This is a genomic window from Streptomyces malaysiensis subsp. samsunensis (assembly GCF_024519315.1).
GTDB lineage: Bacteria > Actinomycetota > Actinomycetes > Streptomycetales > Streptomycetaceae > Streptomyces > Streptomyces malaysiensis.
Genome location: NZ_JANIIC010000001.1, coordinates 231,354 through 258,281 on the forward strand (window position 1 = coordinate 231,354; position 26,928 = coordinate 258,281).

Below are 26,928 nucleotides of genomic sequence, written 5' to 3' on the forward strand. Positions count from 1 at the left end.
CATGGAATCCAGGGGGAGGTCTTGTGTCCCACGCGCCGACCACGGGCAGAGCCGCGCCGCCGCCCGCGCCCGCGGCCCCGCCGCGGACCGCGTGGAGTGAGGGGCTCGACCGGGCGCGGGCGGCGGCGACGACCGAGCCCGGCCGCCTGCGCGTCATCGGGGCGGTGCTGGTCGCGCTGGTGGTCGCGTTCGGCGCGGTCACGGCCTGGCAGGTCTCCGACCGGCAGACCGCTGCGGATGCCGTGGCCGAGCGCAGCCAGCCGCTGAGCGCCGACGCCGCGCAGATCTACCGCTCGCTGGCCGACGCGGACACCACGGCGACCGGGGGCTTCCTGGCCGGCGGCCAGGAGCCCATCAAGGTCCGGCAGCGCTACGAGCGGGACATCGACACCGCGTCCAAGCTGCTGGTGCGGGCCGCGGCCAATACGGAGGGCTCGTCCTCCGCCCGCGACGAGATACAGAAGATCAATCAACTGCTGCCGGTCTACACCGGCCTGGTCGACTCCGCGCGCGCCAACAACCGTCAGGGGCTCCCGCTGGGCGGCGCCTATCTGCGCTATGCCAACGACACCATGCGCGACCGGCTGCTGCCCGCCGCCGGGAGGCTCTACAAGGCGGAGACCGCCCGCCTCGGGGAAGACTACGAGGACGCCGAGGCATGGCCATGGGTGGCGATCGGCACCGGGCTCGTCGCACTGGGCGCGCTGGGCTGGGCCCAGCGCCGTGAGTACCAGCGGACGAACCGGGTGCTCAACCACGGCCTGCTCGCCGCCACGGCCGCCGCCACGGTGGTGATGCTGTGGCTGGTGGTCGGCCACGCCGTCGCCAGCACCGACCTCAGCGACTCCAACGACCACGGTGCGAAGTCCCTCCAGGTGCTCAACGAGGCGCGGATCGATTCCCTGCGCGCCCGCGCCGACGAGAATCTGACCCTGGTGGCGCGCGGCGCGGTCGTCGTCGACGAGGACGGCGCCGACAAGGGCAAGGACGCCTACGACGTCAGCTACGGCTCGCGGATGTCCGCGCTCGTGGGGAAGGCGTCGGGCGACGAGCCCGCTGAGGACAGCCTGCTGGACAAGGCGCGCGCGCTCGCGGACGACGACGCGGGACGCGAGCCGGTGAAGAAGGCCGGCGAGAGGATCCGGGAGTGGCAGGTGCGGCACAAGGCCGCCCGCGCCGCGGATGACGGGGGCGACTACAAGACCGCGCTGGCAAAGATCATCGGCGCCAAGGACAGCACCGGCGAGTCCTTCGACGCGGTGGACAGCCAACTGGCCGAGGCCCTCGACCATGAGCAGCGGGAGTTCCAGCAGGCCGCCGACGACGGACGCGGCGTGTTCACCGCCATGCCGCTGGGCGCTGGTGTGCTGGCCTTCCTGGGAGCCGCGGGCGCGGTGCTGGGCATAGGCCGCAGACTGTCGGAGTACCGATGAGGACGATGGGGAGCGGAAGCATGCGATCGCTGCGATCGGCCGCCGCGGTGACGGTATGCGCCCTGGGCGTGGCCACGGCCATCACGGTGCCGGCGATGATGGACGACGGCGACGGCGACGCCAAGGGCGGTGCGCCGCGCCCGCGTACGGTGCGGGCCGGAGCCGAGGCCGCCGCCGACAGCTGCCGCGATCCCGAGGCGAGCCTGCGCCCGTCGAGCGCCAGCGGCCCGGCCATCAAGCGGATCAAGAACCGTGAGGTCAACGGCCATAAGCTCAACAAGCTGATCGCGGGCGTCGACCAGAACAGCTACCGCTGGGGCTACCGCGACCCGGCCACCGGCGACCTCACCGGCTTCGACATAGACCTGGTGCACGCCATAGCCGAGGACATATTCGGCGATCCGGACGCGGTCATCTTCCGCACCATCCCCACCAGTCAGCGCATCAAGGCCCTTCAGGAGGGCAAGGTGGACGTGGTGGTGCGCACCATGACCATCAACTGCGAGCGGATCAAGGACGTCGCGTTCTCCACCGCGTACTTCCAGGCCGGGCAGCAGGTGCTGGTCCCCGACGACTCGTCCATCACCGGCTACAACAAGACCCTGCGCGGCAAGAAGGTCTGCACCGCGCAGGGTTCCACCGCCGAGGCCGAGCTGGACAAGCCGGACACCGGGGCCGAGCAGCTGGGCGCGATCAAGGTGAAGCCCGTTCCCAACCAGCTGGACTGCCTGGTGAGGCTCCAACTCGGCGAGGTGGACGCGGTGATCACCGACAATGCGCTGGCGGCCGGCCAGGCGGCCCAGGACCCCTCCGTCAAGCTGGTCGGCTCGCGATTCACCGATGAGTTCTACGGCGTGGCGATGAACAAGGACGACGACGACCTGGTACGCCGGGTCAACAAGGTTCTGGAGAACTACCGTCAGGGCGGTGCCGGCAGCCCCTGGACGCAGGCTTACCAGAAGTGGCTCGCCAAGGACTTCAGCACGACACAGGAGAATCCGACACCACCCGTCCCCGAATACAAGGACTAGCGCGGACAAGGGCCGACAGGGACGAGGACCGCGCGCACGAGCACGACGGACCCGGACACATCGGGTACGAGCAAGGATCACGGACCGGCAAGGATTAGCACCCGCCTCACACGCGTAGGGATGACGCAGCAGACGGATCACATAACGGTTACGGACATGGAGAGGTGATCGATGGGGGTCCCGGGACCCTTCCCCAGCTTCGCGGGGGCACCTGACGGCCCGGTCATGGGCCGCGAGGAGGTGGACCGCGCACTGGCGAAGCTCGCCGCCGAACACGAGGCGATCGAGTCCTCGCTGCTCGCCCTCCAGGACCACGCGGGCAGAAGGCTGCTCGAGGGCGCCGAGCTCACGGGCGTCACCAAGGACCGGTGGTCCACCACCGAGCAGGCCATCTCTCTCCTGTGGAGCTACTTCGACGCGTACTCCGAGGCCCTCACCCGGGCCCGTGAGGTGCGCTCCCGTCACCGCTGGCCGGCGCAGAGCGAGTTGGCCGAGCTCACCGAGCTGCTGTGCGGCACCGCGATCACCCTCCCCAGCAGCGCCACGCTGGGCGGTTCGCCCCTGCTCAGCGAGGAGTTGAGCCTGGACCGGCTGGTCGACCGGATGAACCGCTGGTACGCCGAGGCCCTCAACGTGATCGTCAGCGCCGACGCCGTATGGTCCGCGCTGCCCGCCCGGATCGACATGCTCTCCGCCGAGCTGCACCGCACCCGTTCGCTCGCCCACTCCGTCGGGGTGCGCCCCGGTGAGCACCCCTCGGGGGACGATCTGGAGCAGATCACCGCCGAGTTGACCGCGCTGCGCACCGAAGTGGTCTCCGATCCGCTGGCCTTCTGGAAACCGGCCAGCGGCAGCTCCGCGCCCGGCGGCGGCAGCCCCGACACCGAGCGCTATGACCGCGCCGCCCGCGCCCTGGAGGATGTGCGGCGGGAGATCGAGGCGGTCCTGGATGTGCGGCAGGACGCGGAGCGGCGGCTGATGCGGCTGCGGGATGTGCTCTCCCGCGCCGACCGCACCCTGGCGGAGGCGCGCCAGGCGCGCGGTGAGGTGCTCGCGAAGATCGCGGCATCGGAGGTTCCGGCCGTCAGCGGCCCGCCGACCGCGCTGCACGAGCAGCTGGTGGCCGCCGCCGACTATCGCAGGCGCTCCCAGTGGCACCGGCTCTCGCCGCTGCTGGAGAGCCTGGAGCAGCGCGCCGACGACGAGCTGCTGCGGGCCCGCGAGTCGCTGACCGCGGTCACCGCGCCGCTGGCGGTCCGCGCGGAGCTGCGCGGCCGTCTCGACGCGTACAAGGCGAAGCTCGCCCGCCATGGCATGGCGGAGGATCCGCTGCTGACGGAGCGGTATGACGTGGCCCGCCGGATGCTGTGGAGCGCCCCGTGCGATCTGCGGGCCGCCGAACAAGCCGTGCTGCGCTATCAGCAGGCGGCGGCCGAGGCCCTGGTGCCACGCCAGTCGGGTCCGGCCGGGAAAGGGATCGAGGGAGGCACGGAATGAGTGCGGCGGTCGTCGCCTGCCAGCGGCGTGACTGCGGCGGGTCCTACGAGGACGTGGGCGGAGGTGAGCTGTACTGCGATGTCTGCGGTATGGCCCCGGTCGTCTCACCGCAGGGGATGGTGGCCTCACCACCCACCGGGATCACCGGGCAGGGCGGACCGGGCGGGAGTTCCTCCTCCCACGGCGGGAGCTCCTCGTCCCACCTCGGGAGCTCCTCGTCCCACCTCGGGGGCTCCTCGTCCCACCTCGGGGGCTACTCGTCGCGCGGCGGAGACCACTCGTCGTCGTCCGGGCGGGACTCCTCGTCCGGGGCCTCGAGCCGGTCACGTTCGGCACGCTCCTCCTCGTCCCGGCGCTCGGTGTCCGGGCGGCTGTCCCGCGCCATGTCGGGGCGGGCCTCGTCGCGTTCGGTCTCGGTGCGCAGCTCCCGCTCGGCCACGGCGGCCTCCTCGGCGCGGAACGCACTGGGCGCCGGTCTCGTCAGCGTCCCGGATGTGCCGCGCCCCGATCCGCGGACGGCGGTGCTCGCGGACCCGGAGGTCCCCGAGCGGAAGCGGTTCTGTAGCCGTGGGGACTGCGGTGCCCCGGTGGGCCGCGCCCGTGGCGAACGGCCGGGCCGTACGGAGGGGTTCTGCACCAAGTGCGGCCATCCGTACTCGTTCGTACCGAAGCTGAACCCCGGTGACATCGTCCACGGCCAGTACGAGATCGCGGGCTGTCTGGCACACGGCGGGCTCGGCTGGATCTATCTGGCCATCGACCGCGCGGTGTCGGACCGCTGGGTGGTCCTCAAGGGCCTGCTGGACACGGGCGACGAGGAGGCCCTGGCGGCCGCCGTCTCCGAGCGCCGCTTCCTCGCCGAGATCGAGCACTCCAACATCGTCCGGATCTACAACTTCGTCGAACATCTCGACCAGCGCACCGGCAGCCTCGACGGCTATATCGTCATGGAGTACGTGGGCGGCAAGTCCCTGAAGGACATCGCCAACGCCCGCCGCACCGAGGAGGACCGGCGCGATCCGCTGCCGGTGGAGCAGGCGTGTGCCTACGGCATCGAGGCGCTGGAGGCGCTCGGCCATCTGCACAGCCGCAATCTCCTCTACTGCGACTTCAAGGTCGACAACGCCATTCAGCAGCAGGACCAGCTCAAGCTGATCGACATGGGCGCGGTCCGGCGGATGGACGACCACGACAGCCCCATCTACGGCACGGTCGGCTACCAGGCCCCCGAGATCTCCGAGACCGGACCGTCGATCGCCTCCGATCTCTACACGGTGGCGCGCACCCTCGCCGTGCTCACCTTCGACTTCCAGGGCTATACGAACGTCTTCGTGGACTCCCTGCCGGACCCCGAGCACATCGAGGTCTTCCGGCGCTATGAATCCTTCTACCGGCTGCTGGTGCGGGCCACCGACCCGGACCCGGGCCGCCGTTTCGCCTCCGCGCGGGAGATGGCCGACCAGCTGACCGGGGTGCTGCGAGAGGTCGTGGCGCTCCAGACCGGGCGGCCCCGGCCGGCCCTGTCCACCCTCTTCGGGCCGGAACCACGCGTCGTGGACACCGAGTTGTTCGCCGACGACGGCAAGGATCCGTCCCTGCTGGGCTCCCGGCCCATCGGCCGGAGCGCCACCGCGCCGGTCCCCGCGCAGCGGCCGCCGGGCCCGCTGGCCCTGCCGCTGCCCGCCATCGCCACGCTGGACGGACCGGCCACCGCGCTGGCGCTCCCGGTGCCGCTGGTGGACTCCGACGACCCCAACGCCGGGTTCCTGGCCGGGCTGCTGGCCGCCAACCCCGCCGAGGTGAGCGCCGCGCTGCGGACCGCGCCCGTGGACTCGGTCGAGCTGCGGCTGCGCCGGGTGCGCGCCCAGCTGGAGCTGGGCCAGCAGCATGACGCGGGCGTGGCGCTGACCGGTCTGGAGGCCGCGTACAGCGACGACTGGCGGATCGTCTGGTACCGGGGGCTGCACTCGCTGGCCACCGGCGACCGCGAGACGGCAGCGCTCTCCTTCGACGCCGTCTACGACGCGTTCCCCGGTGAGTCCGCGCCCAAGCTGGCGCTCGGCGTCTGCGCCGAGCTGCTGGGCCAGTTGGACAACGCCGCGGAGTACTACCGGCTGGTGTGGGCCACCGACCCCAGCTTTGTGAGCGCGCCCTTCGGCCTCGCCCGGGTCCTGCTGTGCTCCGGGGACCGGGCGGGCGCGGTGCACGCCCTGGAGTCGGTGCCGGAGTCCTCGATCCACTACACGGCGGCGCGGGTCGCCGCCGTACGGGCCCGGCTGCGCCAGCGCGCCCCGTACGACGCCCTGCTGGGCGATCTGGCGGCCTCGGCCGTCCAGGTCGAGCGGCTGGGCGAGTTCGGTCTTGACGCGGTGCGGCGCGAGCGGCTGCGTACGGAGGTCCTGGGCATCGCCCTGGATTGGGTACTGTCCGGCAGCAGCGGGGCACCCCCGGGGCACAACCGGCCGCCTCTGCTCGGCAGCAGCCTGGACGAGCGTGGGCTGCGCTTCGGATTGGAGCGCTCGTACCGTGTACTCGCCAGACTCGCGCAGCGTGGCGAGGAGAGGATCGAACTGGTGGAGCGGGCCAACCGCTTCCGCCCCAAGACGTGGGTGTGATCGATGTCGCAGATGCCGCAGCCGCCCCGGCTGTCAGCCTGCCCGACCTGTGCAGAACCGCCGCAGGCGGGGGACAGATACTGCGATCGGTGCGGTGCCGATCTGGAGGCGGCGGCCGCGCCTACGGCGCGGGTGCCCGCCGACCAGCCGGTGCCCCCGCAGGTGAACGGGGCGGCGCGGTCCACCGATCAGGAGCCGGAGCCGGACGACTACGAGCTGGCCGCCCCGGCCCCCGGCGGGTACGAGCGGATGGCCGATCCGCGGTCCGCGGCGGAGCCGGGCGCGGCCGAGGCGGCGTTCGGCACGGCCGAGGCGGCGCCACTCGCCGAGGCCGGGCTGCCTCTGGAGTCCAACGCGAGTACGCACACCAGCGCGGCGACCAGCACGGTCAGCGGAGCGGGCACCGGCACCGGGGCGGACCCGCGGCTGCCCGGCGGTGACCACCGCCCCCGGTGCGCCGCATGCCAGGAGGGCACCATCGACCAGGACGGATACTGCGAGCGCTGCGGACACGTCCAGGCACGCGAACGCGACCATATGGAGAGCGAGTTGGAGGGCATCGCGGCCGCCACCGACCGGGGGCTGCGCCACCACCGCAACGAGGACGCGTTCACGGTGTCCTCCGCCGAGCTGCCCGACGGCTCACCCGTCATGGTCGCGGTGGTGTGCGACGGGGTCTCCTCGGCCACCCGCCCCGACGACGCCTCGGCCGCCGCCGCCCATGCGGCGAGCACGGCGCTGCGGACCTCGCTGCCCCGCGGCGCCCACCCCCAGCAGGCCATGAACGAGGCGATCATCGCCGCCGCCGACGCGGTCAACTCCCTGGCCCTGGAGACCGGCGCGGCCGCCCCGCACCACGAGGGGCAGCGCCATCAGAACGCACCGGCCTGCACCATCGTCGGCGCCGTCGTCACCAGCGACATCCTCACCATCGGCTGGGTCGGGGACAGCCGTGCCTACTGGGTCCCCGACGACCGTACGGCCCCGCCCGCCCGGCTCACCGAGGACGACTCCTGGGCGGCCCAGATGGTGGCCGCGGGGCTGATGACGGAGGCGGAGGCGTACGCGGACGAGCGCGCCCACGCCATCACCGGCTGGCTCGGGGCGGACGCCTATGAGCTGGAGCCCCACACGGCCTCCTACAAGCCGGACCGGCCGGGCGTCGTGGTGGTGTGCACCGACGGGCTGTGGAACTACGCCGAGTCGGCGGAGCAGATGGCCCGCGCGGTGCCGCCGGACGCCCGCGCCCGCCCGTTGAACAGCGCACAGGTCCTGGTCGGCTACGCCCTGGACGGCGGGGGCCACGACAACGTAACAGTGGCGGTCGTGCCCTTCCCCGCTGCCCCGGGCCGGGCAGGATCCGCCTGACGGTCGCCAAGGAGCGGAAGACATGGCCCACTTCTCCACCCCCGATGCGCCACGGTTCTCGGTCGAGGTCTACCAGAACGAGTACCTCCCCACCGGAGGCCGCGAAGTGAACGCGATCATCACCGTCACCTCGGCGGGCGGCGGGGCCACGGCAAGGCGGCCCATCCCCGCCCCCGGCGTCCACGACAGCGCGTCCGGCCAGGGCGGCGCCCCCGCCCGCGCGGCCGTGGTGATCATGGTGGACTGCTCCGGCTCCATGAACTATCCGCCGACGAAGATGCACCACGCGCAGGAGGCGACCGCCGCCGCGATCGACACGGTGCGCGACGGGGTGGCCTTCTCCGTGGTGGCGGGCACCCACAAGGCGGTCGAGGTCTTCCCGGGCAACGGACGGCTGGCCATCGCCGATCCGCTCACCCGCGCCCAGGCCAAGGAGGCGCTGCGGGACCTGCGTCCGGGCGGTGGCACCGCGATCGGCACCTGGCTGCTGCTGGCCGACGAGTTGTTCGGCTCCACCGACGCCACGATCCGGCACGGCATCGTGCTCACCGACGGCCGGAACGAACATGAGCAACCGCACCGGCTGCGGGCCGTACTCAACGCCTGCGGGGGCCGCTTCACCTGCGATGCCCGCGGGGTCGGCACGGACTGGGAGGTCGAGGAGGTCACCGCGATCGCCGCCGCCCTGCTCGGAACGGCCGATATCGTAGCCGATCCCGCCGGACTCGCCGCGGACTTCACGCGGATGATGGAGACGGCGATGGGCAAGGAGATCGCCGACGTCAGCCTCCGGCTGTGGACCCCCAAGGGCGCCGAAGTGGCGTATGTGAAACAGGTCGTACCCACGGTCGAGGATCTGACCGCCCGGCGCACCGAGGCCGGTCCGCGCACGGGCGACTACCCCACCGGGTCATGGGGCGATGAGTCCCGCGACTATCACTTGTGTGTCAAGGTTCCGGCGGCGGAGGTCGGCCAGGAGATGCTCGCGGCCAGGATCTCCCTGGTTCAACAGTCGCCCGATGGAGTCGGCAGCCCGCCGAGCCAGCTGGCACAGGGGCTGGTGCGAGCGGTGTGGACCGATGATCTGGCCGTCTCCACCGCGATGAATCCGCAGGTGGCGCACTATACGGGCCAAGCCGAACTGGCACACGCCATCCAACAGGGCATGAATGCCCGCAAGTCCGGCGATGCCGAACAAGCGACCGCGAAACTGGGGCGTGCCGTACAGCTGGCGACCGCGTCGGGGAACGAAGACACGGCGAAACTGCTTGCGAAGGTGGTGGACGTGCTCGATGCGGCGGCAGGTACTGTGCGACTGAAAGCGAAGGTCGCGGAGGCGGACGAGATGACACTCGAAACGCGCTCCACCAAGACAGTTCGCGTCAAGAAATAGCACATAGACAGCACTCACGTAGCACTCCTTGGCAGAAACGCCAAGAACGCCACAAGAGGGGGATCCGACATGCCGACCTGTCCCAACGGCCACCAATCGGCGGCCGACGACTGGTGCGAGGTGTGCGGCCACCGGATGTCGGGGACACCCATGCCCTCCGGTGCCGTCCCACCGCCATCGCCCATGCCAAACGGCCCTGGCGTGCCCGTGCCACCGGGTGGCTACGGCAGTCCGGGGCCCGGCGGTCCGCCACCGCCCGGCGGCGCGGGCGGCTACGGCTATCCGGCGCAGCAGCAGGAGCTGTGCCCGCAGTGCCGTACACCGCGTGAGGCCCAGGCTCCGTTCTGTGAGGAGTGCCGCTTCAACTTCCAGACGCACGTGCCCTCTCCGTACGGGCCGCCCCAGGGCGGTTACGCGCCGCCGCAGCAGCCCGGCCCCGGGGGGCCGCACGCACCGCACCCGACACAGGGCGGCGCCCATCAGACCACCGGCCCGGGGTTCGGCGGCGACAGCGACTGGACGCTTCCGCCGCCGCAGCACGGCACGCCCCCCAACGGCGCGCCGCAGCAGGGCGCCCACGGCCAGGGCCCGCCCCAGGCCCCGCAGCAGTACGGCTACGGCTACCCGCAGGCTCCGGCGCCCCCCGCCCAGCCGTACGGGAACGAGGGTTACGCCCCGCCGCAGCAGCAGGGGCCGGGGCACCAGCCGCAGCAGCACCATGGCGCCCCGCAGCAGCACGCGGCGCCCGGTGGCGCCCAGTTCGGGCAGGCCGGGGCCCCGCCTGCGGCGCCCGGAAACTGGATAGCGGTCGTCGCCCCGGACCGTGAGTACTTCATGGCGATGATGAACCGCAGCGGCCCGGAGGCCACCGGGCTGAACCTCCCGGCCTACTCCCCCGAGCAGCAGCTGCCGCTCAACGGCCACCAGATCACCATCGGCCGGCGCCGCCACAGCACCGGTGAGGCCCCCGACATCGACCTCGGGCGCCCGCCCGAGGACCCGGGCGTCTCACATCAGCACGCGCTCCTCGTCCAGCAGCCCGACGGCGTCTGGGCGGTCGTCGACCAGGACTCGACGAACGGGACGACGATCAACGGGGGCGACGAGCCGATCCAGCCGTTCGTGCCGGTCCCGCTCCGGGACGGCGACCGCGTCCACGTCGGCGCCTGGACGACCATCACGGTGCGCCGGGGCTGAGGGCGGGACGGGCGGAGCGGAACCGGGGGAACCGGGGGGAGCTAGCGGTACGGGAAGGGCTGAAGTCGGCCGGGAGGGCCCAGCGGCCAGCCGTAGGCGCCCTCCGGGTCATCCAGCCAGGCCCATTGCCGATCGCCCCGCACCGTCACCCCGTAGCGCTCCCGCCCCGGCCTGCCCTCGTGCTCCCACAGCGCGAGGGCCTCGACCGGCTCCATATGGCCCGCGGCCACGTTCAGCAGGAAGCGGAAGGAGTCGTCCAGCAGCGGCCGGGACGGCAGACCGTGCGTGGGCACCTGAGGCGGCGGACCGCTGCCGCGCAGCGGAACGAAGTACGCGGGGATGGCCAGAAAGCGCCCCTCGGCATGGCGGGCGCCGGCGACCCTCAGTGCGATCAGCCCGGTTGCGAGCGGCGTCAGGATCAGCGCGTCCGGGCGGCACTGGCCGAGCCATGCGGACGGGATGGACGCCACGGCGCAGGTGGCGATGATCCGGTCGTAGGGCGCGTGCAGCGGACAGCCGCGCGCGCCGTCGCCCGTGACGACCGCGGGGCGGAACCCGGCCGCGGCCAGATGGTTACGGGCGGCCTCGGTGATCTCCGGGTCGAGGTCGAGCGTGGTGACGTGGGCATCGCCGAGCCGATGGGCCAGCAGCGCGGCGTTGTAGCCGGTGCCCGCGCCGATCTCCAGCACCCGGTCCCCGTCCCGCACCTGGAGCGCGTGCAGCATCCGCGCCATCAGCGACGGCTGGCTGCTGGAGGTGATCAGCTCACCGTCGCGCACCCGTGTGGCGAGCGGGGCGTCCGCGTAGGCGCCGGCCAGCCAGCGGGCCCGCCGCAGCGGGTGGGGGTCGTCGCGCCACAGCCGGGTGTAGCCGACCGTCCCACGCACCGCACCGGCCTCCCCGGCCTCTCCCGCCTCCCCGGCCCCTGCTGCCCCACCGCCCGGCGCACCGGCCGCCGTACTCGCAGCACCGGCCCGCGCACTCGCCGCCGCCGTGCCTGGCGCACCGGCCGCTGTGCCTGCCGCACCGGCCCCCGTACTCGCCGCTGCCTTGCCGGGCGCACCCGCTGCCGTGCCTGGTGCGGCGACCGCCGTGCCCGCCTCCCCCGGCGCGCCCGTTTCGTAGTAGTAGGGCACGAAGAGATGGCGTGGCACCTCCTCGAAGGCGGTTCGCCAGGCGGGGTCCGTGAGCCCGCCGCCCGCCACGATCTCCCGGACCAGCCCGGTCCGTAGCGCCGCGGCCTCCTGGGCATAGCCATCGGCCTCCCGGCGCGTACGCTCCTGCCGCGCCACACGCCCCGCGGCGTCCGGCGCACTGCGTGTGCTCCCGCCCGTGCTGCCCATGACTCCACTCTCCTGCGCCCGCCCCCGGGCCGCGACCCACACCCCCTTTTCCGGACGGGGGCGTCTGAGAGCATGGAGGCGTGAAAGAGATTCCGCGAGGCACACTTCAGGAGCAGACCTTCTACGAGCAGGTCGGCGGCGAGCAGACCTTCCGGCGTCTGGTCCACCGCTTCTACCAGGGGGTCGCGGAGGACCCGCTGCTCCGGCCGATGTACCCCGAGGAGGACCTGGGACCGGCCGAGGAGCGGCTCACACTCTTCCTGATGCAGTACTGGGGCGGCCCCCGCACCTACAGCGACAACCGCGGCCACCCGCGGCTGCGTATGCGCCACGCACCCTTCACCGTGAACCGCGCCGCCCATGACGCCTGGCTGCGCCATATGCGCGACGCGGTCGACGAGCTGGAGCTGGCCCCGGAACTCGATCGTCAGCTGTGGCACTACCTCACCTACGCCGCCGCCTCCATGATCAACGCAGAGGGCTGACCCCGGCGGGGCCCGGGGGCCCGGGCGGGACCGGCAGGCTCGGGCGGGCCCCGGCAGGCTCGGGCGGGCCCCGGCAGGCTCGGGCGGGCCCCGGCAGGCTCGGGCGGACACCGACGTGTGCTCGGACGCGACCCCGCGGGCTCAGGGCCCCGGGCGGACTCGGGCGGGCGCCCGGCAGGTTCAGGCGGACACCGACAGGACTCGGCAGACACCCGGCAGGCTCAGGCAGACGCCCGGCGGGCTCAAGCAGACACCCGGCAGGCTCAAGCAGACACCGGCAGGACCCGGCAGACACCCGGCAGGCTCAGGCGGGACCCGACGGGACCCGGCGGGCTCAGGCGGGCCCCCGTCAGGCTCAGGCAGACACCGGCAGGACCCGGCAGGCGCCCGGCAGGATCTGGCAGGGCCCGGCGGGCTCAGGCGGGGGTGACGGGCAGGCCGGACAGGCCCGACGTACGCACCGCGATCGAGCCGTACGGCGTGCGCAGCCGCAGCCAGCCACCCGCGGCGAGCAGCGCCAGCGGCTCGGCCATGGCGCCGGGCGCGCCGGTGGCCACACCCCCACCGGCGCCCTGGGCGGTGGCGGCCGGCGCCGCCGCCCGGACCGGGCGCAGGAAGCCCAGCGACTGGGCGGCATGGACGGCGCGCAGCGGAAGCCCGGTGTCGCCAAGCGTGCGGGTCCAGATCTCACGGCCGATGCGGTCGCGCTCGGCGCGCGTACGGCGCTCCTCGGGGAGCGCCGTGTCGCGGGCCCGGAACTCGGCGACGGCGGCGGCCACCGCCCCCCGCACCTCGTCCACGCCCGGCAGCCCGCTCACCCGGCGCCAGCCGCCGCGCGGCGGCAGCACCCCGGCCCATGGAGGGCCGGTGACGGCCTGCGGCACGGTGACCACCAGGCCCCGGTCATGGCTCTGGGACGGCCCGTCGGCGGTCCGCCCGGCCCGCGCCGTGTCCAGCGCGTCCGCGAACTCACCGGCCGACACCGTGGTGTCCAGCGCACCCGGCCCGCCCGCCGCCCCGGCCGACGTACCCGATGTACCCGATGTACCCGACGCGGTCGAGGTGCCCGACGTGGCCTCCGTGCCGACGATCGCTTCGAGCCGCGCCGTACGGATCGCGAGGACCTCGAAGGACGGCGGCCGGCCGAAGACGGCGAGCACGCCGCCGCCCGCCTGGAGCCGCACCGCCGCCGCACGGTCGTAGTGGATCAGCCGGGCCAGGAAGGCGGCGAGATCGGCCGCCTCCCCGGCGTCGGCGAAGTGGAGCTCCTGGCTGGAGGCCGTCATACCGAGACGGCCCCTTCCGGCCGCTCGGCATCATCCGCGGACCCATCGGACCCATCGGACCCTTCGGACCCGCTGGACCCTTCGGACCCGCTGGATCCGGCGGACCCGGCGGGCTTCGTGGACGCCTTACGGGCACCCTTCTTCACCGGCTCCGGCTCCAGGTACTCGGTCAGGAACTTCTCCTCTTCCGGGGTCACCCGGCGCGGGCGGCCCTGGTCGAGGTCGTAGGGCACGATACGGGTGGCGGCACGCACATACAGGGCGTCCTCGTCCTTGATCTCATAGCGCAGCGTGAGATACGCGGCCTTGATCTCCGTCACCCAGGTCTCGACCGTGACCGGCCGGTGCCGGTGGACGAGGGGCTTCAGATAGTCGATCTCATGCCGGGCCACGACCACGCCGCCGGTGAACGCGTCACTCCCGTTCCCCGGCGCCAGCCGCCACATGAAGTCGACCCGCGCCTCCTCCAGATAGCGGAGGAAGGTCACGTTGTTGACGTGGCCGAACGCGTCCATGTCGGACCAGCGCAGGGGACAGGGGTAGATATGGCGTGCCATCCACTCAGCCCCGGGTCAGCTTCTTGTAGGTGGCGCGGTGCGGACGGGCCGCGTCCGGGCCGAGCCGCTCGACCTTGTTCTTCTCGTACGCCTCGAAGTTGCCCTCGAACCAGAACCACTTGGAGTCGCCCTCGTACGCCAGGATGTGCGTGGCGACGCGGTCGAGGAACCAGCGGTCGTGGGAGACGACCACGGCGCAGCCGGGGAAGTCCAGCAGCGCGTTCTCCAGCGAGGAGAGGGTCTCCACGTCGAGGTCGTTGGTGGGCTCGTCGAGGAGCAGCAGATTGCCGCCCTGCTTGAGGGTGAGCGCGAGGTTGAGGCGGTTGCGCTCACCGCCGGAGAGCACCCCGGCCGGCTTCTGCTGGTCCGGGCCCTTGAAGCCGAACGCAGAGACATAGGCGCGGGACGGCATCTCGACCTGGCCGACGTTGATGTAGTCGAGCTCGTCGGAGACGACCGCCCACAGCGTCTTCTTGGGGTCGATGTTGGCGCGGCTCTGGTCGACGTAGGAGATCTTGACGGTCTCGCCGACCTTGATGGAGCCCGCGTCGGCGCTCTCCAGGCCCTGGATCATCTTGAACAGCGTGGTCTTACCGGCGCCGTTGGGGCCGATGACGCCGACGATGCCGTTGCGCGGGAGAGTGAAGGACAGGTCGTCGATCAGGACCTTCTCACCGAACGCCTTGGAGAGGTGCTCCACCTCGACCACGACACTGCCCAGGCGCGGGCCCGGCGGGATCTGGATCTCCTCGAAGTCCAGCTTCCGGGTCTTCTCGGCCTCGGCCGCCATCTCCTCGTAACGGGTCAGACGGGCCCTGGACTTGGCCTGGCGGCCCTTGGCGTTGGAGCGGACCCACTCCAGCTCTTCCTTGAGGCGCTTGGCGCGCTTGGCGTCCTTCTGGCCCTCGACCTTCAGCCGGGCCTGCTTCTTCTCGAGGTAGGTGGAGTAGTTGCCCTCGTAGCCGATGGCGCGGCCGCGGTCGAGCTCCAGGATCCACTCGGCCACGTTGTCCAGGAAGTACCGGTCGTGGGTGATGGCCACGACGGTGCCGTCGTACTTGGCGAGGTGCTGCTCCAGCCAGTTGACGGACTCGGCGTCCAGGTGGTTGGTGGGCTCGTCCAGCAGCAGCAGGTCGGGGGCCTCCAGCAGCAGCTTGCAGAGCGCGACCCGGCGCTTCTCCCCACCGGAGAGGTTGACGACCGGCCAGTCACCGGGCGGGCAGCCGAGGGCGTCCATGGCCTGGTCGAGCTGGGCGTCCAGGTCCCACGCGTTGGCGTGGTCCAGCTCCTCCTGGAGCTTGCCCATCTCCTCCAGCAGCTGATCGCTGTAGTCGGTCGCCATCTGTTCGGCGATCTCGTTGAAGCGGTCCAGCTTCCCCTTGGTCGTCGCCACACCGTCCTGGACGTTCTCCAGCACGGTCTTGGACTCGTCCAGCGGGGGCTCCTGGAGCAGGATGCCGACGCTGTAGCCGGGCGAGAGGAAAGCGTCACCATTGGACGGCTGCTCCAGGCCGGCCATGATCTTCAGCACCGTCGACTTACCGGCGCCGTTGGGGCCCACGACACCGATTTTCGCGCCGGGCAGAAAGCTCAGCGTGACATCGTCGAGGATCACCTTGTCGCCGTGCGCCTTGCGCGTCTTGCGCATGGTGTAGATGAACTCAGCCAAGAGAAACCGTCCGGCAATCTGGTAGGTATCGAGGTGCGGCTCCGTCGCGGCGTCCATATCCGTGGCAGCTCCACCGCGTGAGAGCAGATACACCCCATCTTGCCGTACGGCCAGCCCGAGGCGGAAACCCGTTTGGTCCGGCGTGCGGCACGGGTCCGGCATCCGCGGCCCCCACGACGCGGCCTACGGCCTTCGCGACGCGGCCTACGGCCCTCGCGGCACGGCATCCGCGCCCCTCAGAGCGCGAACCTCCACGACTCCGGTGAAGCGACATCCCGGGCCCTCACGACGCGAACATCCGAGGCCCAAGCGAGGCGAACGCGATCGCAGCGACGCGAACGTCCGAGGCCCGAGCGAGCCGAACGCGATCCCGGCGACGCGCATATCCGAGGCCCGAGCGAGCCGAAGGGCCGGAGCCTCCGTGAGGCTCCGGCCCTCCATCGCCGCGCTTCCGACGATCACCACATCCGGTGACCGTCGCTTCACTCAGCGATCACTGCCGCCCTGGCGTCGCCGCCGTGGCATTCACTGGCTCGCGGGCGCCTTCTTCTTGCGGACGAAGAAGACCGCGCCGCCACCGACCACGACCAGCGCCACGGCGATGCCCGCGATCATCGGGGTGTTGCTGCTGCTACCGGTCTCGGCCAGGTCGCCACCAGAGGTGTCGCCGCCGGTGCCGCTGCCGCCCGCCGACGCGGGGCTCGGCTGCGAGGAGGGGGTGTCGCTGCCGCCGCTGCTGGCGGTCTTGCAGTCGAGAACGCCGGAGAAGGTCTTCTCGAAGCCGTTCGGACCGGTGATGGTGAACTTGTAGCTCTGGTCCTCCTTCACCGGGGCGGTGATGGTCTTCGACTGACCCGCCTCGACGGTGTACTTCTGGTCCAGCAGCTCGAAGGTGAACGCCTCGTCGCCCTTGTTGCTGGCCGTGATGTCCACGCCGCCCTTGGCGCAGTCCTTCTCGGCGGAGACCGCCGGGACGGCGCCCTTCTTCGCCCAGTTCGCGGTGGCGGTGGCGGAGACGGTGCTCTCGCTGGAGCCGGCCAGGATCTGCGTCTGGCTCTTGGTGGCGCTGGCGAACGCGCGGCCCACCGGAACCTTGGTGGCGGCCTGGGCGGTCAGCGTGGCGGAGCCGTCCGCCGCGCCCTCCGGCACGTCGAAGTACACCTCGCCGCCGTCGGCGGCGCTGGTGAGGGTCTTGCCGGTCTTGTCGACCAGCTTGACGCCCGCACCCGCGGCCTCGGTGCCCGGGGTCAGGGTGACGCTGTCGGCGTTGGTGTGGACCTTGACCGGGCCGAGCCGCTCACCGGCCTTGCCGGAGACGGCCGGCGGGTCGAGGCTCAGCGACGCCTTGGGCTCCTGGAGGTTCTGAGCGCTCTTCTCCAGGTAGTCGGCCAGCTTCTCGGCCTGCGGGTCGGCCGCGTCGACCTTCGCGTTGTCGGAGAAGCGCCAGATGGCGACCTGAGTACCCGCGGCGGCGGTCTTCTCGGTAAGAGCCCCGGCACCGGCCGTCTTCGCCAGTGCGTCGAGGTCGTTCACCTGCGGGTAGGAGTTCTGGAGAATCCAGTTGATCTTGCCCGCGTTGGGGTTGTTGGCCAGCGACGTCTCGGCCCAGGACTTCTCTTCGTACTTCGCCTTGTTCTGCGTCGGGTTATGCAGATCAATGCAGTACGTCTGGATGGAACCGCCGTTGTCCACCGACATCTCGAAGAGACCGGCGCCGACCTGCTGGTCCTTGCCGTTGTCGTGGATGATGGCCTTGTCGAACGTCTTGAGACCGCCCAGCGTGGCGGCCGCGCCGCCCTGGCTCGGGGGCGCGTCATCGGCGGCGGCGGTACCGGCGGTGACCATCGCGCCCGCCGCGACCAGACCGGACGCCAGAACGGCGGCGGCAAGACGAGCAGTGCCGCGCCTTCTTGCAGAAATCATGGTTTCCCCTCCGGGCGAGCGCCAGTCAGTTGGTGCGCCTCGCCAGCGAACTCAAAACTCAAGGAACCCCCGTTGGGTACGCAGGGATCCTAGGGAGAAAGGAACGGCCCGTTCCCCAGGAATACCTGGACCCAACCGATCCGAATCGGAATCGTTATCAATCCTCAGATCGCATATGACCTGGGATTATCGACAAATCTCCCGCATCCATGGCCGCTCACGGGGAAGTTGCCCCGGTCAGTGCGTTTAGAAGCGGTTTGGCCTGTGAAATTCGACGAAAAGCGGATGTGCCGCGCGTAAGATCATGTCCAACCGCCAGCGCGTCAATCTCGGCGGTTACCCAGCGCCTGGGCTGATTCGCCCCGCCACCGGAATCCACACCCGGGGCGGCGGCAGCCGCGCCTCCCCCATCTCCTTGAAGCGGCCGGTCCCTCTCCCGGTCCCGATCCCGATCCCATTCGCGCTCCCGCACTCGCAACGTCCCATGGACGACGAGGGGTTCACCGAGCGATACGGACCCGGCGACATTCGCGGCGAGCGACCGCCATGTCCAGACCGTATAGAAACTCGTGTACGCGTCCGCCCATGCGTCCCGCCCCCGGTCCCAGCGGCGCACCGTCACCGCCAGCCGGAACCGGGCCACCGCGACACCCACCGCCGTCTCCCAGAAGTCCGGCCGCGTCGCGGCATTGCCCACCACGGTCACCCAGCTCTCGTTCACCGGCTACGCCTCCCCCATCACTTCGCGGCTCTTCCGCGCCGTTCGTGGACCATGCTGCACGGCATCGCGAGACCTCGCCGGGGCCTGTGTACGACCCCGCGGTTGTGGACAACTCGGCCACCCGTCCGGGTGAGCTACCGTCACGCACCGCCTGTGAGGCGCCGCCTGTCACGGCTCGGCCGGTCACGACGCCTCGCACCGTCACCCGCCCCCATCACAACGCCTCGGCCATCCCGCACCGCTCGTCACGCCTCGCGCGTCACGACGCCTCGCCCGTCCGGCAGCCCCCGTCACACCTCCCCCATCACCCCCCGCCCGCCGCGATGACGTACTGCGCCCGTACCTCCCCGTACCGCGCCAGCTCCGCCGCCACCGGCTCGAGCACCCGCCCTCGCCCGCATTCGGCCGCCGCTTCCCTCAGCCGCCCCTCCACCGACCGGCCGTGGCGCCGGGCGGGCCCCCGCGCCGCCACCCGCGAGCCCCAGGCCAGCGCCGGGCCGACCGCCGCACCGCCCATCACCAGCAGCACCGGCATCCACCACGCCGCCCCGCCGAACACCCCGGCCACCGCGCCCAACAGCCACAGCACCCCGACCACTTGCAGCAGCAGCAAGGTCACCTGAGCCGCCGCCACCATCGACCACCACACGGGCCGAATCGGCCGCCGGTGCGCCGTCACGGCCGCCACCGCCTCGTCGACCGCCTCCGCCAGCCCTCGGCCGCCCCACCCCGCCGCCTCCCGTACGGCCTGGGCCCATGGACCTGGCAGCCCGGCCGTCGCCTCGTCGCCGAGGGTCCGTACGGCCTCCTCCACCACCGGGCGCGCCGTGACCTCCTCCACCGCCACCGTGCGCGCCCGCGCGCCCGGGATCTCCGGCCGCTCCGCGGCCGCGGGCGTTCGCGAGGCCAGAGTGCCCGCCGACCCGGCGCGGCCCTTCCTTCCCCGCAGCCGCCCCCACGGCGTGCCGCACGCCCACTCCGCGTCCCTCAGCCAGGCGCGCTCAGCCGCCTTCCCGGCCGCGCCCGCGCCCGCGGCCTCGGCCAGCCGGTCCTCGAACTCCGCCCGCGCCCGCTCGGTGAGCCCGGCCGGCCCGCTGTCGGCCACATACTGCGGCCGCAGCCGCGTCATCGTGCCGTCCACGTCCGCCGACAGCCGGCGCTCGGCCGCCCCGGACTCGGCCGTGAGCCGCCCGAGCATCTCCCGCAGCTCCCCGACGCCCTCTCCGGTCAGCGCGGACAGCGCCAGCACGGCCGCCCCCGGCTCCCCGTGCTCCCCGAGCGCGAGCCCGTCCTCGTCCAGCAGCCGCCGCAGATCGTCCAGCACCTGGTCCGCGGCCTCGCCGGGGAGCCGGTCCACCTGGTTGAGCACGACGAAGGTCACCTCGGCATAACCGGCGAGCGGCCGCAGATAGCGCTCATGGAGGACCGCGTCCGCGTACTTCTCGGGGTCCACCACCCACACCACCGCGTCGACGAGCCCCAGCAGCCGGTCCACCCGCTCCCGGTGGCCCGGGACGGCCGAGTCGTGGTCGGGCAGATCGAGGAGGACGAGGCCGCGCAGCGCGGGGTCGTACGGATAGCCCGGGTTGCGCCGGTCCACCGCCGGGATGCCGAGCCGGTCCAGCAGGCCGTCGGCGTGGTCGGTCCACGCACAGGCGAGGGGTGTGGCGGTGGTCGGACGCCGGATCCCGGCCTCGGAGAGGGGCGCTCCGGCGAGGGCGTTGAAAAGTGTCGACTTACCGCTTCCGGTGGCCCCGGCGACGGCGACCACGGTGTGCCCGTAAGGATGCCGTCCCCGCGCGTCCGCCTCGTCGAGCACCCGCGCGGCCCCGGCGAGCGTGCGCCCCTCGAGCCGGGACCGGGACAGCCCGACCAGCTGGCGCAGTGCCTCGAGACGCGGCCGGAGGGTGCCCGTGGTGAAGCTGCGGACACCGGCCTGGTATACGGCGTAAGGCGGGCCGCCGAAGGACCGTCGGCCGGGCTCCTCCCCCGACAGGCCCGACAAGCCCGGGAAGCCCGGGAAGAAGCCCGCGGCGCCGTGAGGGATGTCCGATACGGCCTCCTCCACCGGCCCCTCGTCGACCGCACGGGCCGGGCGGCTCGCGGCACGCCCTCCGGCCCGCCAGTGCGCACGCCGGGCGATCAGCCCGTCGTCCCATGTGTGGCGGTCCCCGGCCGCCCGGTCTCCCCCGCCGTTCTCATTACCGCCGTTGCCCTCCGTGGCCGTCACCTGCGGTCACCTCTCCTTCTGCAATACGGACAGCGCGGCGATCAGCTCGACCTGGTGTTCCGGGGTCATGTCCAGGGCGTCCAGAGGGGCGAGGCTGCGGTCGCGCTCCGCCCGCATGGCACGGGTGACACAGCCGTCGAGCAGCCGTCCGCCGCGGTCGCCCAGGCGCAGCGCCGCATGCGCGCCCAGGGTCTCGGCGAGCTTCTCGCCCGCCTTACGTGCGCGGCGGCCGCCCAGGAGCGCCGCGGCGAGCAGGGCGGCGATCTCCTCGGGGGCGCAACTGCCCCCGTATTCGGCGATCCGGGCCCGGGCCTCCTCCTCGGCCAGTTCCTCGGCGCAGCGCCGCCAGTGCCGTACGGCCACGCCGATCCGCTCGGCGGCGCCGTGCGCGTCGCACGGGGCGAGCCCGGCCCGTGCGGCCGGGTCCCGCTTCCCGGCCTCCGCGACCTGTTCGTCGGCGGTGGCGGCGGCGCCGCGCAGCAGGGTGGCCAGGGAGTCGGTGAGAGCCGTAAGGAGCTCATCGGGGGTGCTGTCACGCGGCAGGCCGTGCCAGTGGGTGAGCGCGCCGCCCGCGAGCGCCGCGCCCTGCGCGATCTCCCGCCGCACCCGCTCCACCGCCTCCCCGTAGGCGCCCTCGACCTGCTGGACCAGCCGCACCGCGGCCGCGTGCTGTGCCGCCGCGGCCCCTGCCAGCGCGGGCATCCGGGCGCGCAGCGAGGCGAGCGTCCCGGCGGCCGTACGGGCGGCGGCGACGGTACGGGCGTACGGATCCTGCGCGTGCTGGGTGAGCCAGGACCGCAGTGCGGCGACGGCGGTGGCGGGCAGCAGCCCGCTGCCGCCGCCGGCGGATTCGGGCAGCTCGGGGATGGTGAAGCGCGGGACATCGCCGAGCCCGGCCGCCGTAAGGAGCGCGGCGTACTGCCGGGAGACCTCCGCGGCCACCTGGTGCGGCACCCGGTCGAGGACGGTGACGAGGGTGACGTCGTACTCCTTCGCGGTCCGCAGCAGATGCCAGGGGACGGCGTCGCCGTAGCGGGTGGCCGTGGTGACGAGCACCCAGATGTCGGCGGCGCAGATCAGTTCCGCGGCCAGATCGCGGTTCCGCGCGACCAGCGAGTCGATATCGGGCGCGTCGAGCAGTGCGAGCCCTCGCGCGAGCCCCGGGTCGGTCTCCACCCGCAGCGCCGCCGGGCCCTCCTGCGCCCGCCCCTCCTCGTCGTACGCGCTCTCCGCCCGCTCCCCCTGCGCCGGCACCCACACCCTGGTGAGCCTCGGCAGCACCCGCTGCCCGGTGAACCAGTGGTGATCGTCGGGGTGACACACCAGCACCGGAGTACGCGTTGTGGGCCGCAACACACCGGCCTCGGTGACCCGTCGGCCGACCAGCGAATTGACCAGAGTGGACTTGCCCGCCCCCGTCGATCCCCCGATTACCGCCAGGAGGGGCGCTTCGGGGGCGCGCAACCGGGGCACGAGGTAGTCGTCCAGTTGAGCGAGTAGCTCGGCACGGCTGCGGCGAGCGCGGTCGGCGCCGGGAAGGGGGAGCGGAAACCGAGCTGCGTCGACACGGTCGCGCAGTGAGGTCAGCGCGTCGAGCAGCCGGGGCCGTACGTCCAAGATCGCCACGTGGTGAAGAATGCACGCTTTTGGTGTCTTTTTGAAGCGTATGCTCACTCGTGCGCGTCAAAGAGACCCACCCGGATCACCCTAAAAGGAGCACGAGGCGGACGTGACGACAGGGGCTCGGGCATAACGAGTGCACAACACCCGCTCCCTGAGGCGTGAAAAACGATGCGAGATTCGGACCTGCCTGCGATTATCAGACCGCTTCACCGAACCTCCACAACGTGCCACGGAGGTGAAGCAACCGGGGCGAGGCGCAAGGAGCCCTATCCTTGTCCCGGCAAGGTCACGGTCCGTCGAGCCCGGCCACCCGCACCACGGCCGCCCCGTCGGCCCCGCAGGCCCCGGGGGCTCATCAGCTCCGTGACCACCGGCCCCCGTAGCTCAGTGGATAGAGCAGGCGCCTTCTAAGCGCTTGGCCGCAGGTTCGAGTCCTGCCGGGGGCGCATCCAGCCTCTCACCTGCGGAAACGCGTGAGGGGCTCTTTCATGTCCGGATGCACATCGCTCTATGAGCAGGCGCCTTCGCCTGTCCGCGATCGCGGGCACAGACAAACCCTGCCTCGCGGCGACAAGGACTCTCGTCAGCGAATCCACACCGGAATCACGATGTAGCACCGGGTAGCACACCTTCGCTATCATGGACAGCATGACAGCGCAGCCGGAGATCACTCAGCGCGATCTGCGCACCCGCTCCAAAGAGATCATGGACGCCGTCCAGGGAGGACAGGCGTTCACCGTCACCCGCGACGGGCATCGTGTCGGCGAGCTGATCCCGCTCCGCCGCCGTCGCCGCTTCGTTCCCCGCGCCGAGTTCGCGACCATGTCACGTACCGCCCCTGACATCTCGCGGGACGCCTTCCGCGACGACCAGGACGCCGTCGTCGAGCAGGAGTTGGACGACCCGTATGCCCGTTGAGCACGAGCAGGGCCTGCTCGACACCAACATCATGATCCTGCGCAAATGGATCGACGCCGACGAGCTACCTGCCGAGATGGCCATTAGCGCCATCACCCTCGCGGAACTCTCCGCAGGCCCCCACCAGGTGCGCGGCGGCGAGCAGAGCGACTACGACGAACACGCCGAGCGGGCCCGCCGCATGGACGTCCTGCAGCGCGCCGAAAACGAATTCGACCCCATCCCCTTCGACGTGGAGGCGGCCCGCATCTACGGCAGAATCTGCGCCGCCGTCGTCTCCGCAGGCCGCAAGCCCCGTCGCCGTGTGGCCGACCTGATGATCGCCGCCGTCGCGGCCGCCGAGGGACTCCCCCTGTTCACCACCAACCCCGACGACTTCAAGGGCCTCGACGACTTGATCACCGTCGTGCCCGTCACCCGGCCCGAGATCCTGCACGATCGGTAGTACCCCGTCCGTCCCGCCCTGCGCCGGAAGCCACGGTGGTTCCACTCCCGGTCGCGGACCCCACCGCCCGTCACCAACTCGCCTCACGCGAGACCTCGATCCGCACGGATATGGCGCCCGGAGCCTCGGTGCCGGCACGCACCCATACAGTGTCCCGATGACGCCGATCAAGAAGTTCCAAGTCACCTTCGACTGCGCGGAACCTGAGCGGCTCGGTCGTTTCTGGTGCGAGGTGCTGGGGTACGTCATACCGCCCCCACCGGCGGGGTTTGCCACGTGGGACGATTTCAAGCGCTCGCAGCCACCTGAACAGCGGGGTTCCTGGTTCGCCTGCGTCGATCCCTCAGGTGTGGGCCCGCGGCTGTACTTCCAGCGTGTCCCCGAGGGGAAGGCCGCCAAGAACCGGGTGCATCTTGATGTGCGGGTCGGCACCGGACTCGTGGGGGAAGAGCGCCTCGCCGCACTTGAGGCGGAATGCGCACGGCTGGTCCCGCTCGGTGCGGTGCACGTGCGCACGCTGTACGACGGTGATGATTCGTGCATTCCGATGCTGGACATCGAGGGCAACGAGTTATGCATCGACTGAGAGACCGCGAACGTGCCTTCGCCCTGTCCCCATGAGCCAGGGCGAGGCACAAGGGGTGCTCATCAGCCAAAGGCCCCCGGGAATGACACCAAGCGCACCGTCTTCAGTGACGGGTGCGCGCAACGCCGCCGGTGGGGTGGACATCTTCATCGACAACGCCGGCGCCGGCAGCGCCCCGGAGGACACACTGACCCGGCCGCTGGCAACCTGGCCTTCGGACCTCGAGAGCAATGTGCTGTCCGCGATCCGGCTGGACCAGGAACTGGTCCCGGGCATGGTGGAGCGCGGCTCGGGGGTCGTGGTGCATGTCTCGTCTATCGCGGGCCATCTGCCGCAGCCGGGCCAGGCCGCCTACGCGGCGGCCAAAGCCGCGCTGAACAGCTATAGCCGCTCGCTCGCGGCCGAGGTCGGCCCGGCCGGGGTGCGGGTGGTGTGCGTCCTGCCGGGCTTCATCGCCACTCCGGGGGCGATCGCACACCATCAGAAGATCGCCGACAGCCAGGGAGTTTCGCTGGAGGAGGCACAGCGCGGCCTCGCGGCGCGGCTGAACGTGCCGATGAACCGCCCCGGAACCCCTGAGGACGCCGCCGAGTTGGTCGCGTTCCTGGTGTCGGAGCGGGCGCGCTGGCTCACCGGATCCCAGTTCCGCGTCGACGGAGGCATCCTCGCCCAGGTGTAGCCCGCTTCGGCGACCGAGTTCGTCTCGCATGTCCGCGAGATGCGCCAACTGGTCACCGGCGGCGGGTCGGCTCGGCGATTTCGGCGGCGATGTCGTCGCGTTTGCGCCGAAGGGCTCGGCCTGAGGACACGCTCCCTGCTCCGCACCCCCTGTGAAACGGGCCGCGTCGGGGTCAGTCCTCGCGGTCCCGGCCGCCCTCGCCCGCCCCGGGGCCGAGGGCCGGCCGGCCTGCGGCGGCGGGCACCTCCTGGGGGACGATCTCGGGGTGGTGGAGGTCGAAGGCGGGGGATTCGGAGCGGATCTTCGGCAGGGTGAGGAAGTTGTGCCGGGGCGGGGGGCAGGCGGTGGCCCACTCCAGGGAGCGGCCCCATCCCCACGGGTCGTCGACCCCGACCTGCTTCCCGTACTTCCCGGTTCTCCACAAGTTGTAGAGGAACGGCAGGGTGGACAGGCCCAGGAGGAAGGAGCCGATGGTGGAGACCGTGTTCAGCGTGGTGAAGCCGTCGGCGGCCAGATAGTCGGCATAGCGGCGCGGCATACCGATGACGCCCAGCCAGTGGTGCACCAGAAAGGTCGAGTGGAAGCCGACGAACAGGGTCCAGAAATGGATCTTGCCGAGGCGTTCATCGAGCATTCTGCCGGTGAACTTGGGCCACCAGTAATAGAACCCGGCGAACATCGCGAAGACCACCGTGCCGAAGACCACATAGTGGAAGTGGGCGACGACGAAATAGCTGTCGTGGACCTCGAAATCCAGCGGAGGTGAGGCGAGGATCACCCCGGTCAGCCCGCCGAAGAGAAAGGTGACGAGAAAGCCGATGGACCACAGCATCGGCGTCTCGAAGGAGAGCGAGCCACGCCACATGGTGCCGACCCAGTTGAAGAACTTCACCCCGGTCGGCACCGCGATGAGGAACGTCATAAAGGAGAAGAACGGCAGGAGCACCGCTCCGGTGGCGAACATATGGTGGGCCCACACCGTGATGGAGAGGCCGGTGATGCCGATGGTGGCTCCCACCAGCCCCACATAGCCGAAGACCACCTTGCGGGAGAACACCGGAATGATTTCGGTGATGATACCGAAGAACGGCAGGGCGATGATGTAGACCTCGGGGTGGCCGAAGAACCAGAAGAGGTGCTGCCACAGCACCGCCCCGCCGTTGGCCGCCTCGAAGACGACCGCACCGAATTTGCGGTCCGCCTCCAGCACCAGCAGGGCGGCCGCCAGCACAGGGAAGGCCAGCAGCACCAGGACCGAGGTGAAGAGGATGTTCCAGGTGAAGATGGGCAGCCGGAACATCGTCATTCCCGGGGCGCGCATGCAGACAATGGTGGTGACGAAGTTGACCGCGCCCAGGATCGTCCCGAAGCCGGCAAAGGCGAGACCCATCACCCACATGTCGCCACCCACGCCCGGTGTGCGCACTCTGCTGCTGAGCGGCGTATAGGCCGTCCAGCCGAAGTCGGCCGCGCCGTCGGGGGTGAGCAGACTGCCGATCACGATCAGCCCGCCGAAGGCGAAGAGCCAGTACGCGAACATATTCAGCCGGGGGAAGGCGACATCCGGGGCGCCGATTTGCAGCGGCATGATCTCGTTGGCGAATCCGGCGAAGACCGGTGTGGCGAAGAGCAGCAGCATCAGCGTGCCATGCAGGGTGAAAGCCTGGTTGTACTGCTCCGGGCTGACGATTTGCAGTCCGGGCCGGGCGAGTTCGGCCCGCATCACCATGGCCAGCAGGCCGCCGATCAGAAAGAAACCGAACGCGGTCACCAAGTACAGATGTCCGATTTTCTTATGGTCGGTGGTGGTGAGCCAGTCGACGAGGATTCTGCCGAGTTTGGTGGTTTCGGCGGGAGCTTGATATTCGGGCTTGGTTGTCATCGCCATGTCCGTGTCCGCTCCTCGGCCGTATGCATGGGTGGGCGGCC

At 71.4% G+C, this 26,928-nt stretch carries 20 protein-coding genes, 1 tRNA gene and 1 pseudogene; 13 read left to right on the forward strand and 9 right to left on the reverse strand.

Features of this window, described 5'->3' with window-relative positions:
- Window positions 1-23: 23 nt before the first annotated feature.
- From NQU54_RS00985 to NQU54_RS01015, 7 genes are all read left to right on the forward strand, one after another.
- Window positions 24-1,433, forward strand: coding sequence for a GlnX family signal transduction membrane protein (locus tag NQU54_RS00985; RefSeq protein WP_257629286.1), 1,410 nt, complete (start codon window positions 24-26; stop codon window positions 1,431-1,433).
- Window positions 1,430-2,464, forward strand: coding sequence for a glutamate ABC transporter substrate-binding protein (locus NQU54_RS00990; protein ID WP_502362189.1), 1,035 nt, complete (start codon window positions 1,430-1,432; stop codon window positions 2,462-2,464). Before NQU54_RS00985 ends, NQU54_RS00990 begins: the two co-directional genes overlap by 4 nt.
- Before the next feature lie 171 nt (window positions 2,465-2,635).
- Window positions 2,636-3,961 carry a coiled-coil domain-containing protein gene (locus tag NQU54_RS00995; RefSeq protein WP_102934670.1) on the forward strand — a complete coding sequence of 442 codons (1,326 nt, stop codon included), beginning with the start codon at window positions 2,636-2,638 and terminating at the stop codon, window positions 3,959-3,961.
- Entirely contained in the window at window positions 3,958-6,576 is a 2,619-nt protein-coding gene (locus tag NQU54_RS01000; RefSeq protein WP_257629288.1) for a serine/threonine-protein kinase, read from the forward strand. The genes NQU54_RS00995 and NQU54_RS01000 overlap by 4 nt, the downstream gene beginning before the upstream one ends.
- A 3-nt stretch (window positions 6,577-6,579) precedes the next feature.
- Window positions 6,580-7,944 carry a PP2C family protein-serine/threonine phosphatase gene (locus NQU54_RS01005; protein WP_257629289.1) on the forward strand — a complete coding sequence of 455 codons (1,365 nt, stop codon included), beginning with the start codon at window positions 6,580-6,582 and terminating at the stop codon, window positions 7,942-7,944.
- A 22-nt stretch (window positions 7,945-7,966) separates the two neighbouring features.
- Window positions 7,967-9,337 (forward strand): vWA domain-containing protein, encoded by a 1,371-nt coding sequence (locus NQU54_RS01010; protein WP_257629290.1) that lies wholly within the window; start codon window positions 7,967-7,969, stop codon window positions 9,335-9,337.
- A gap of 69 nt (window positions 9,338-9,406) precedes the next feature.
- Window positions 9,407-10,534, forward strand: a complete 1,128-nt coding sequence (locus NQU54_RS01015) for an FHA domain-containing protein (RefSeq protein WP_257629291.1) — start codon at window positions 9,407-9,409, stop codon at window positions 10,532-10,534.
- A 41-nt stretch (window positions 10,535-10,575) separates the two neighbouring features.
- Here NQU54_RS01015 and NQU54_RS01020 read toward each other — a convergent pair whose 3' ends face one another.
- The gene (locus tag NQU54_RS01020) at window positions 10,576-11,742 is read right to left on the reverse strand and encodes a methyltransferase domain-containing protein (RefSeq protein WP_441005736.1); all 1,167 of its coding nucleotides are present in this window, start codon (window positions 11,740-11,742) and stop codon (window positions 10,576-10,578) included.
- Window positions 11,743-11,957: 215 nt separating this feature from the next.
- On the opposite strand from NQU54_RS01020, the gene NQU54_RS01025 reads away from it, so the two are divergent.
- Window positions 11,958-12,362 (forward strand): globin, encoded by a 405-nt coding sequence (locus tag NQU54_RS01025; RefSeq protein ID WP_257629293.1) that lies wholly within the window; start codon window positions 11,958-11,960, stop codon window positions 12,360-12,362.
- A gap of 416 nt (window positions 12,363-12,778) precedes the next feature.
- Here the strand turns inward: NQU54_RS01025 and NQU54_RS01030 are convergent, their stop codons facing one another.
- The 7 genes and pseudogenes from NQU54_RS01030 to NQU54_RS01060 all read right to left on the reverse strand — a co-directional run bounded on the left by NQU54_RS01030 (window position 12,779) and on the right by NQU54_RS01060 (window position 22,365).
- On the reverse strand, window positions 12,779-13,648 hold the full coding sequence (locus tag NQU54_RS01030; protein WP_257629294.1) for a DUF8185 domain-containing protein: 870 nt from the start codon (window positions 13,646-13,648) through the stop codon (window positions 12,779-12,781).
- A 146-nt stretch (window positions 13,649-13,794) separates the two neighbouring features.
- Window positions 13,795-14,205 (reverse strand): annotated as a pseudogene (locus NQU54_RS01035) (acyl-CoA thioesterase); the annotation flags it as partial.
- A gap of 4 nt (window positions 14,206-14,209) precedes the next feature.
- Window positions 14,210-15,874, reverse strand: a complete 1,665-nt coding sequence (gene ettA / locus NQU54_RS01040; protein WP_069866271.1) for an energy-dependent translational throttle protein EttA — start codon at window positions 15,872-15,874, stop codon at window positions 14,210-14,212.
- 525 nt (window positions 15,875-16,399) lie between these two features.
- The gene (locus NQU54_RS01045) at window positions 16,400-17,797 is read right to left on the reverse strand and encodes a Cys-Gln thioester bond-forming surface protein (protein ID WP_257629295.1); all 1,398 of its coding nucleotides are present in this window, start codon (window positions 17,795-17,797) and stop codon (window positions 16,400-16,402) included.
- 217 nt (window positions 17,798-18,014) lie between these two features.
- Entirely contained in the window at window positions 18,015-18,518 is a 504-nt protein-coding gene (locus NQU54_RS01050) for a single-stranded DNA-binding protein (protein WP_257629296.1), read from the reverse strand.
- 304 nt (window positions 18,519-18,822) lie between these two features.
- A complete protein-coding gene (locus NQU54_RS01055; RefSeq protein ID WP_257629297.1) occupies window positions 18,823-20,748 on the reverse strand; it encodes a GTPase in 1,926 nt (641 codons plus the stop codon).
- Between the two features lie 6 nt (window positions 20,749-20,754).
- Window positions 20,755-22,365, reverse strand: coding sequence for a dynamin family protein (locus NQU54_RS01060; RefSeq protein WP_257629346.1), 1,611 nt, complete (start codon window positions 22,363-22,365; stop codon window positions 20,755-20,757).
- Between the two features lie 379 nt (window positions 22,366-22,744).
- Between NQU54_RS01060 and NQU54_RS01065 the strand changes: the two genes are divergently transcribed.
- The 5 genes from NQU54_RS01065 (at window position 22,745) to NQU54_RS01085 (ending at window position 24,999) form a co-directional block, all read left to right on the forward strand.
- Window positions 22,745-22,817: transfer RNA gene (locus NQU54_RS01065), tRNA-Arg, on the forward strand.
- Between the two features lie 193 nt (window positions 22,818-23,010).
- Entirely contained in the window at window positions 23,011-23,289 is a 279-nt protein-coding gene (locus tag NQU54_RS01070; RefSeq protein WP_257629298.1) for a type II toxin-antitoxin system Phd/YefM family antitoxin, read from the forward strand.
- A complete protein-coding gene (locus NQU54_RS01075) occupies window positions 23,279-23,734 on the forward strand; it encodes a type II toxin-antitoxin system VapC family toxin (RefSeq protein ID WP_257629299.1) in 456 nt (151 codons plus the stop codon). Before NQU54_RS01070 ends, NQU54_RS01075 begins: the two co-directional genes overlap by 11 nt.
- A 157-nt stretch (window positions 23,735-23,891) precedes the next feature.
- Complete coding sequence (locus NQU54_RS01080) at window positions 23,892-24,320, forward strand: VOC family protein (protein ID WP_257629300.1); 429 nt, start codon at window positions 23,892-23,894, stop codon at window positions 24,318-24,320.
- Window positions 24,321-24,426: 106 nt separating this feature from the next.
- Window positions 24,427-24,999 carry an SDR family oxidoreductase gene (locus tag NQU54_RS01085; protein WP_372505736.1) on the forward strand — a complete coding sequence of 191 codons (573 nt, stop codon included), beginning with the start codon at window positions 24,427-24,429 and terminating at the stop codon, window positions 24,997-24,999.
- Between the two features lie 172 nt (window positions 25,000-25,171).
- Here the strand turns inward: NQU54_RS01085 and ctaD are convergent, their stop codons facing one another.
- Window positions 25,172-26,881, reverse strand: coding sequence for an aa3-type cytochrome oxidase subunit I (gene ctaD / locus NQU54_RS01090; RefSeq protein ID WP_372505742.1), 1,710 nt, complete (start codon window positions 26,879-26,881; stop codon window positions 25,172-25,174).
- Window positions 26,882-26,928: the final 47 nt, after the last annotated feature.

Excerpts from the sequence above, each read along its gene's own strand:
- NQU54_RS00990 (WP_502362189.1), top strand. The coding sequence starts at position 1,430 with ATGAGGACGATGGGGAGCGGAAGCATGCGATCGCTGCGATCGGCCGCC.
- NQU54_RS00995 (WP_102934670.1), top strand. The coding sequence starts at position 2,636 with ATGGGGGTCCCGGGACCCTTCCCCAGCTTCGCGGGGGCACCTGACGGC.
- NQU54_RS01000 (WP_257629288.1), top strand. The coding sequence starts at position 3,958 with ATGAGTGCGGCGGTCGTCGCCTGCCAGCGGCGTGACTGCGGCGGGTCC.
- NQU54_RS01005 (WP_257629289.1), top strand. The coding sequence starts at position 6,580 with ATGTCGCAGATGCCGCAGCCGCCCCGGCTGTCAGCCTGCCCGACCTGT.
- NQU54_RS01010 (WP_257629290.1), top strand. The coding sequence starts at position 7,967 with ATGGCCCACTTCTCCACCCCCGATGCGCCACGGTTCTCGGTCGAGGTC.
- NQU54_RS01015 (WP_257629291.1), top strand. The coding sequence starts at position 9,407 with ATGCCGACCTGTCCCAACGGCCACCAATCGGCGGCCGACGACTGGTGC.
- NQU54_RS01030 (WP_257629294.1), bottom strand. The coding sequence starts at position 13,648 with ATGACGGCCTCCAGCCAGGAGCTCCACTTCGCCGACGCCGGGGAGGCG.
- NQU54_RS01045 (WP_257629295.1), bottom strand. The coding sequence starts at position 17,797 with ATGATTTCTGCAAGAAGGCGCGGCACTGCTCGTCTTGCCGCCGCCGTT.
- NQU54_RS01070 (WP_257629298.1), top strand. The coding sequence starts at position 23,011 with ATGGACAGCATGACAGCGCAGCCGGAGATCACTCAGCGCGATCTGCGC.
- NQU54_RS01075 (WP_257629299.1), top strand. The coding sequence starts at position 23,279 with ATGCCCGTTGAGCACGAGCAGGGCCTGCTCGACACCAACATCATGATC.
- NQU54_RS01080 (WP_257629300.1), top strand. The coding sequence starts at position 23,892 with ATGACGCCGATCAAGAAGTTCCAAGTCACCTTCGACTGCGCGGAACCT.
- ctaD (WP_372505742.1), bottom strand. The coding sequence starts at position 26,881 with ATGACAACCAAGCCCGAATATCAAGCTCCCGCCGAAACCACCAAACTC.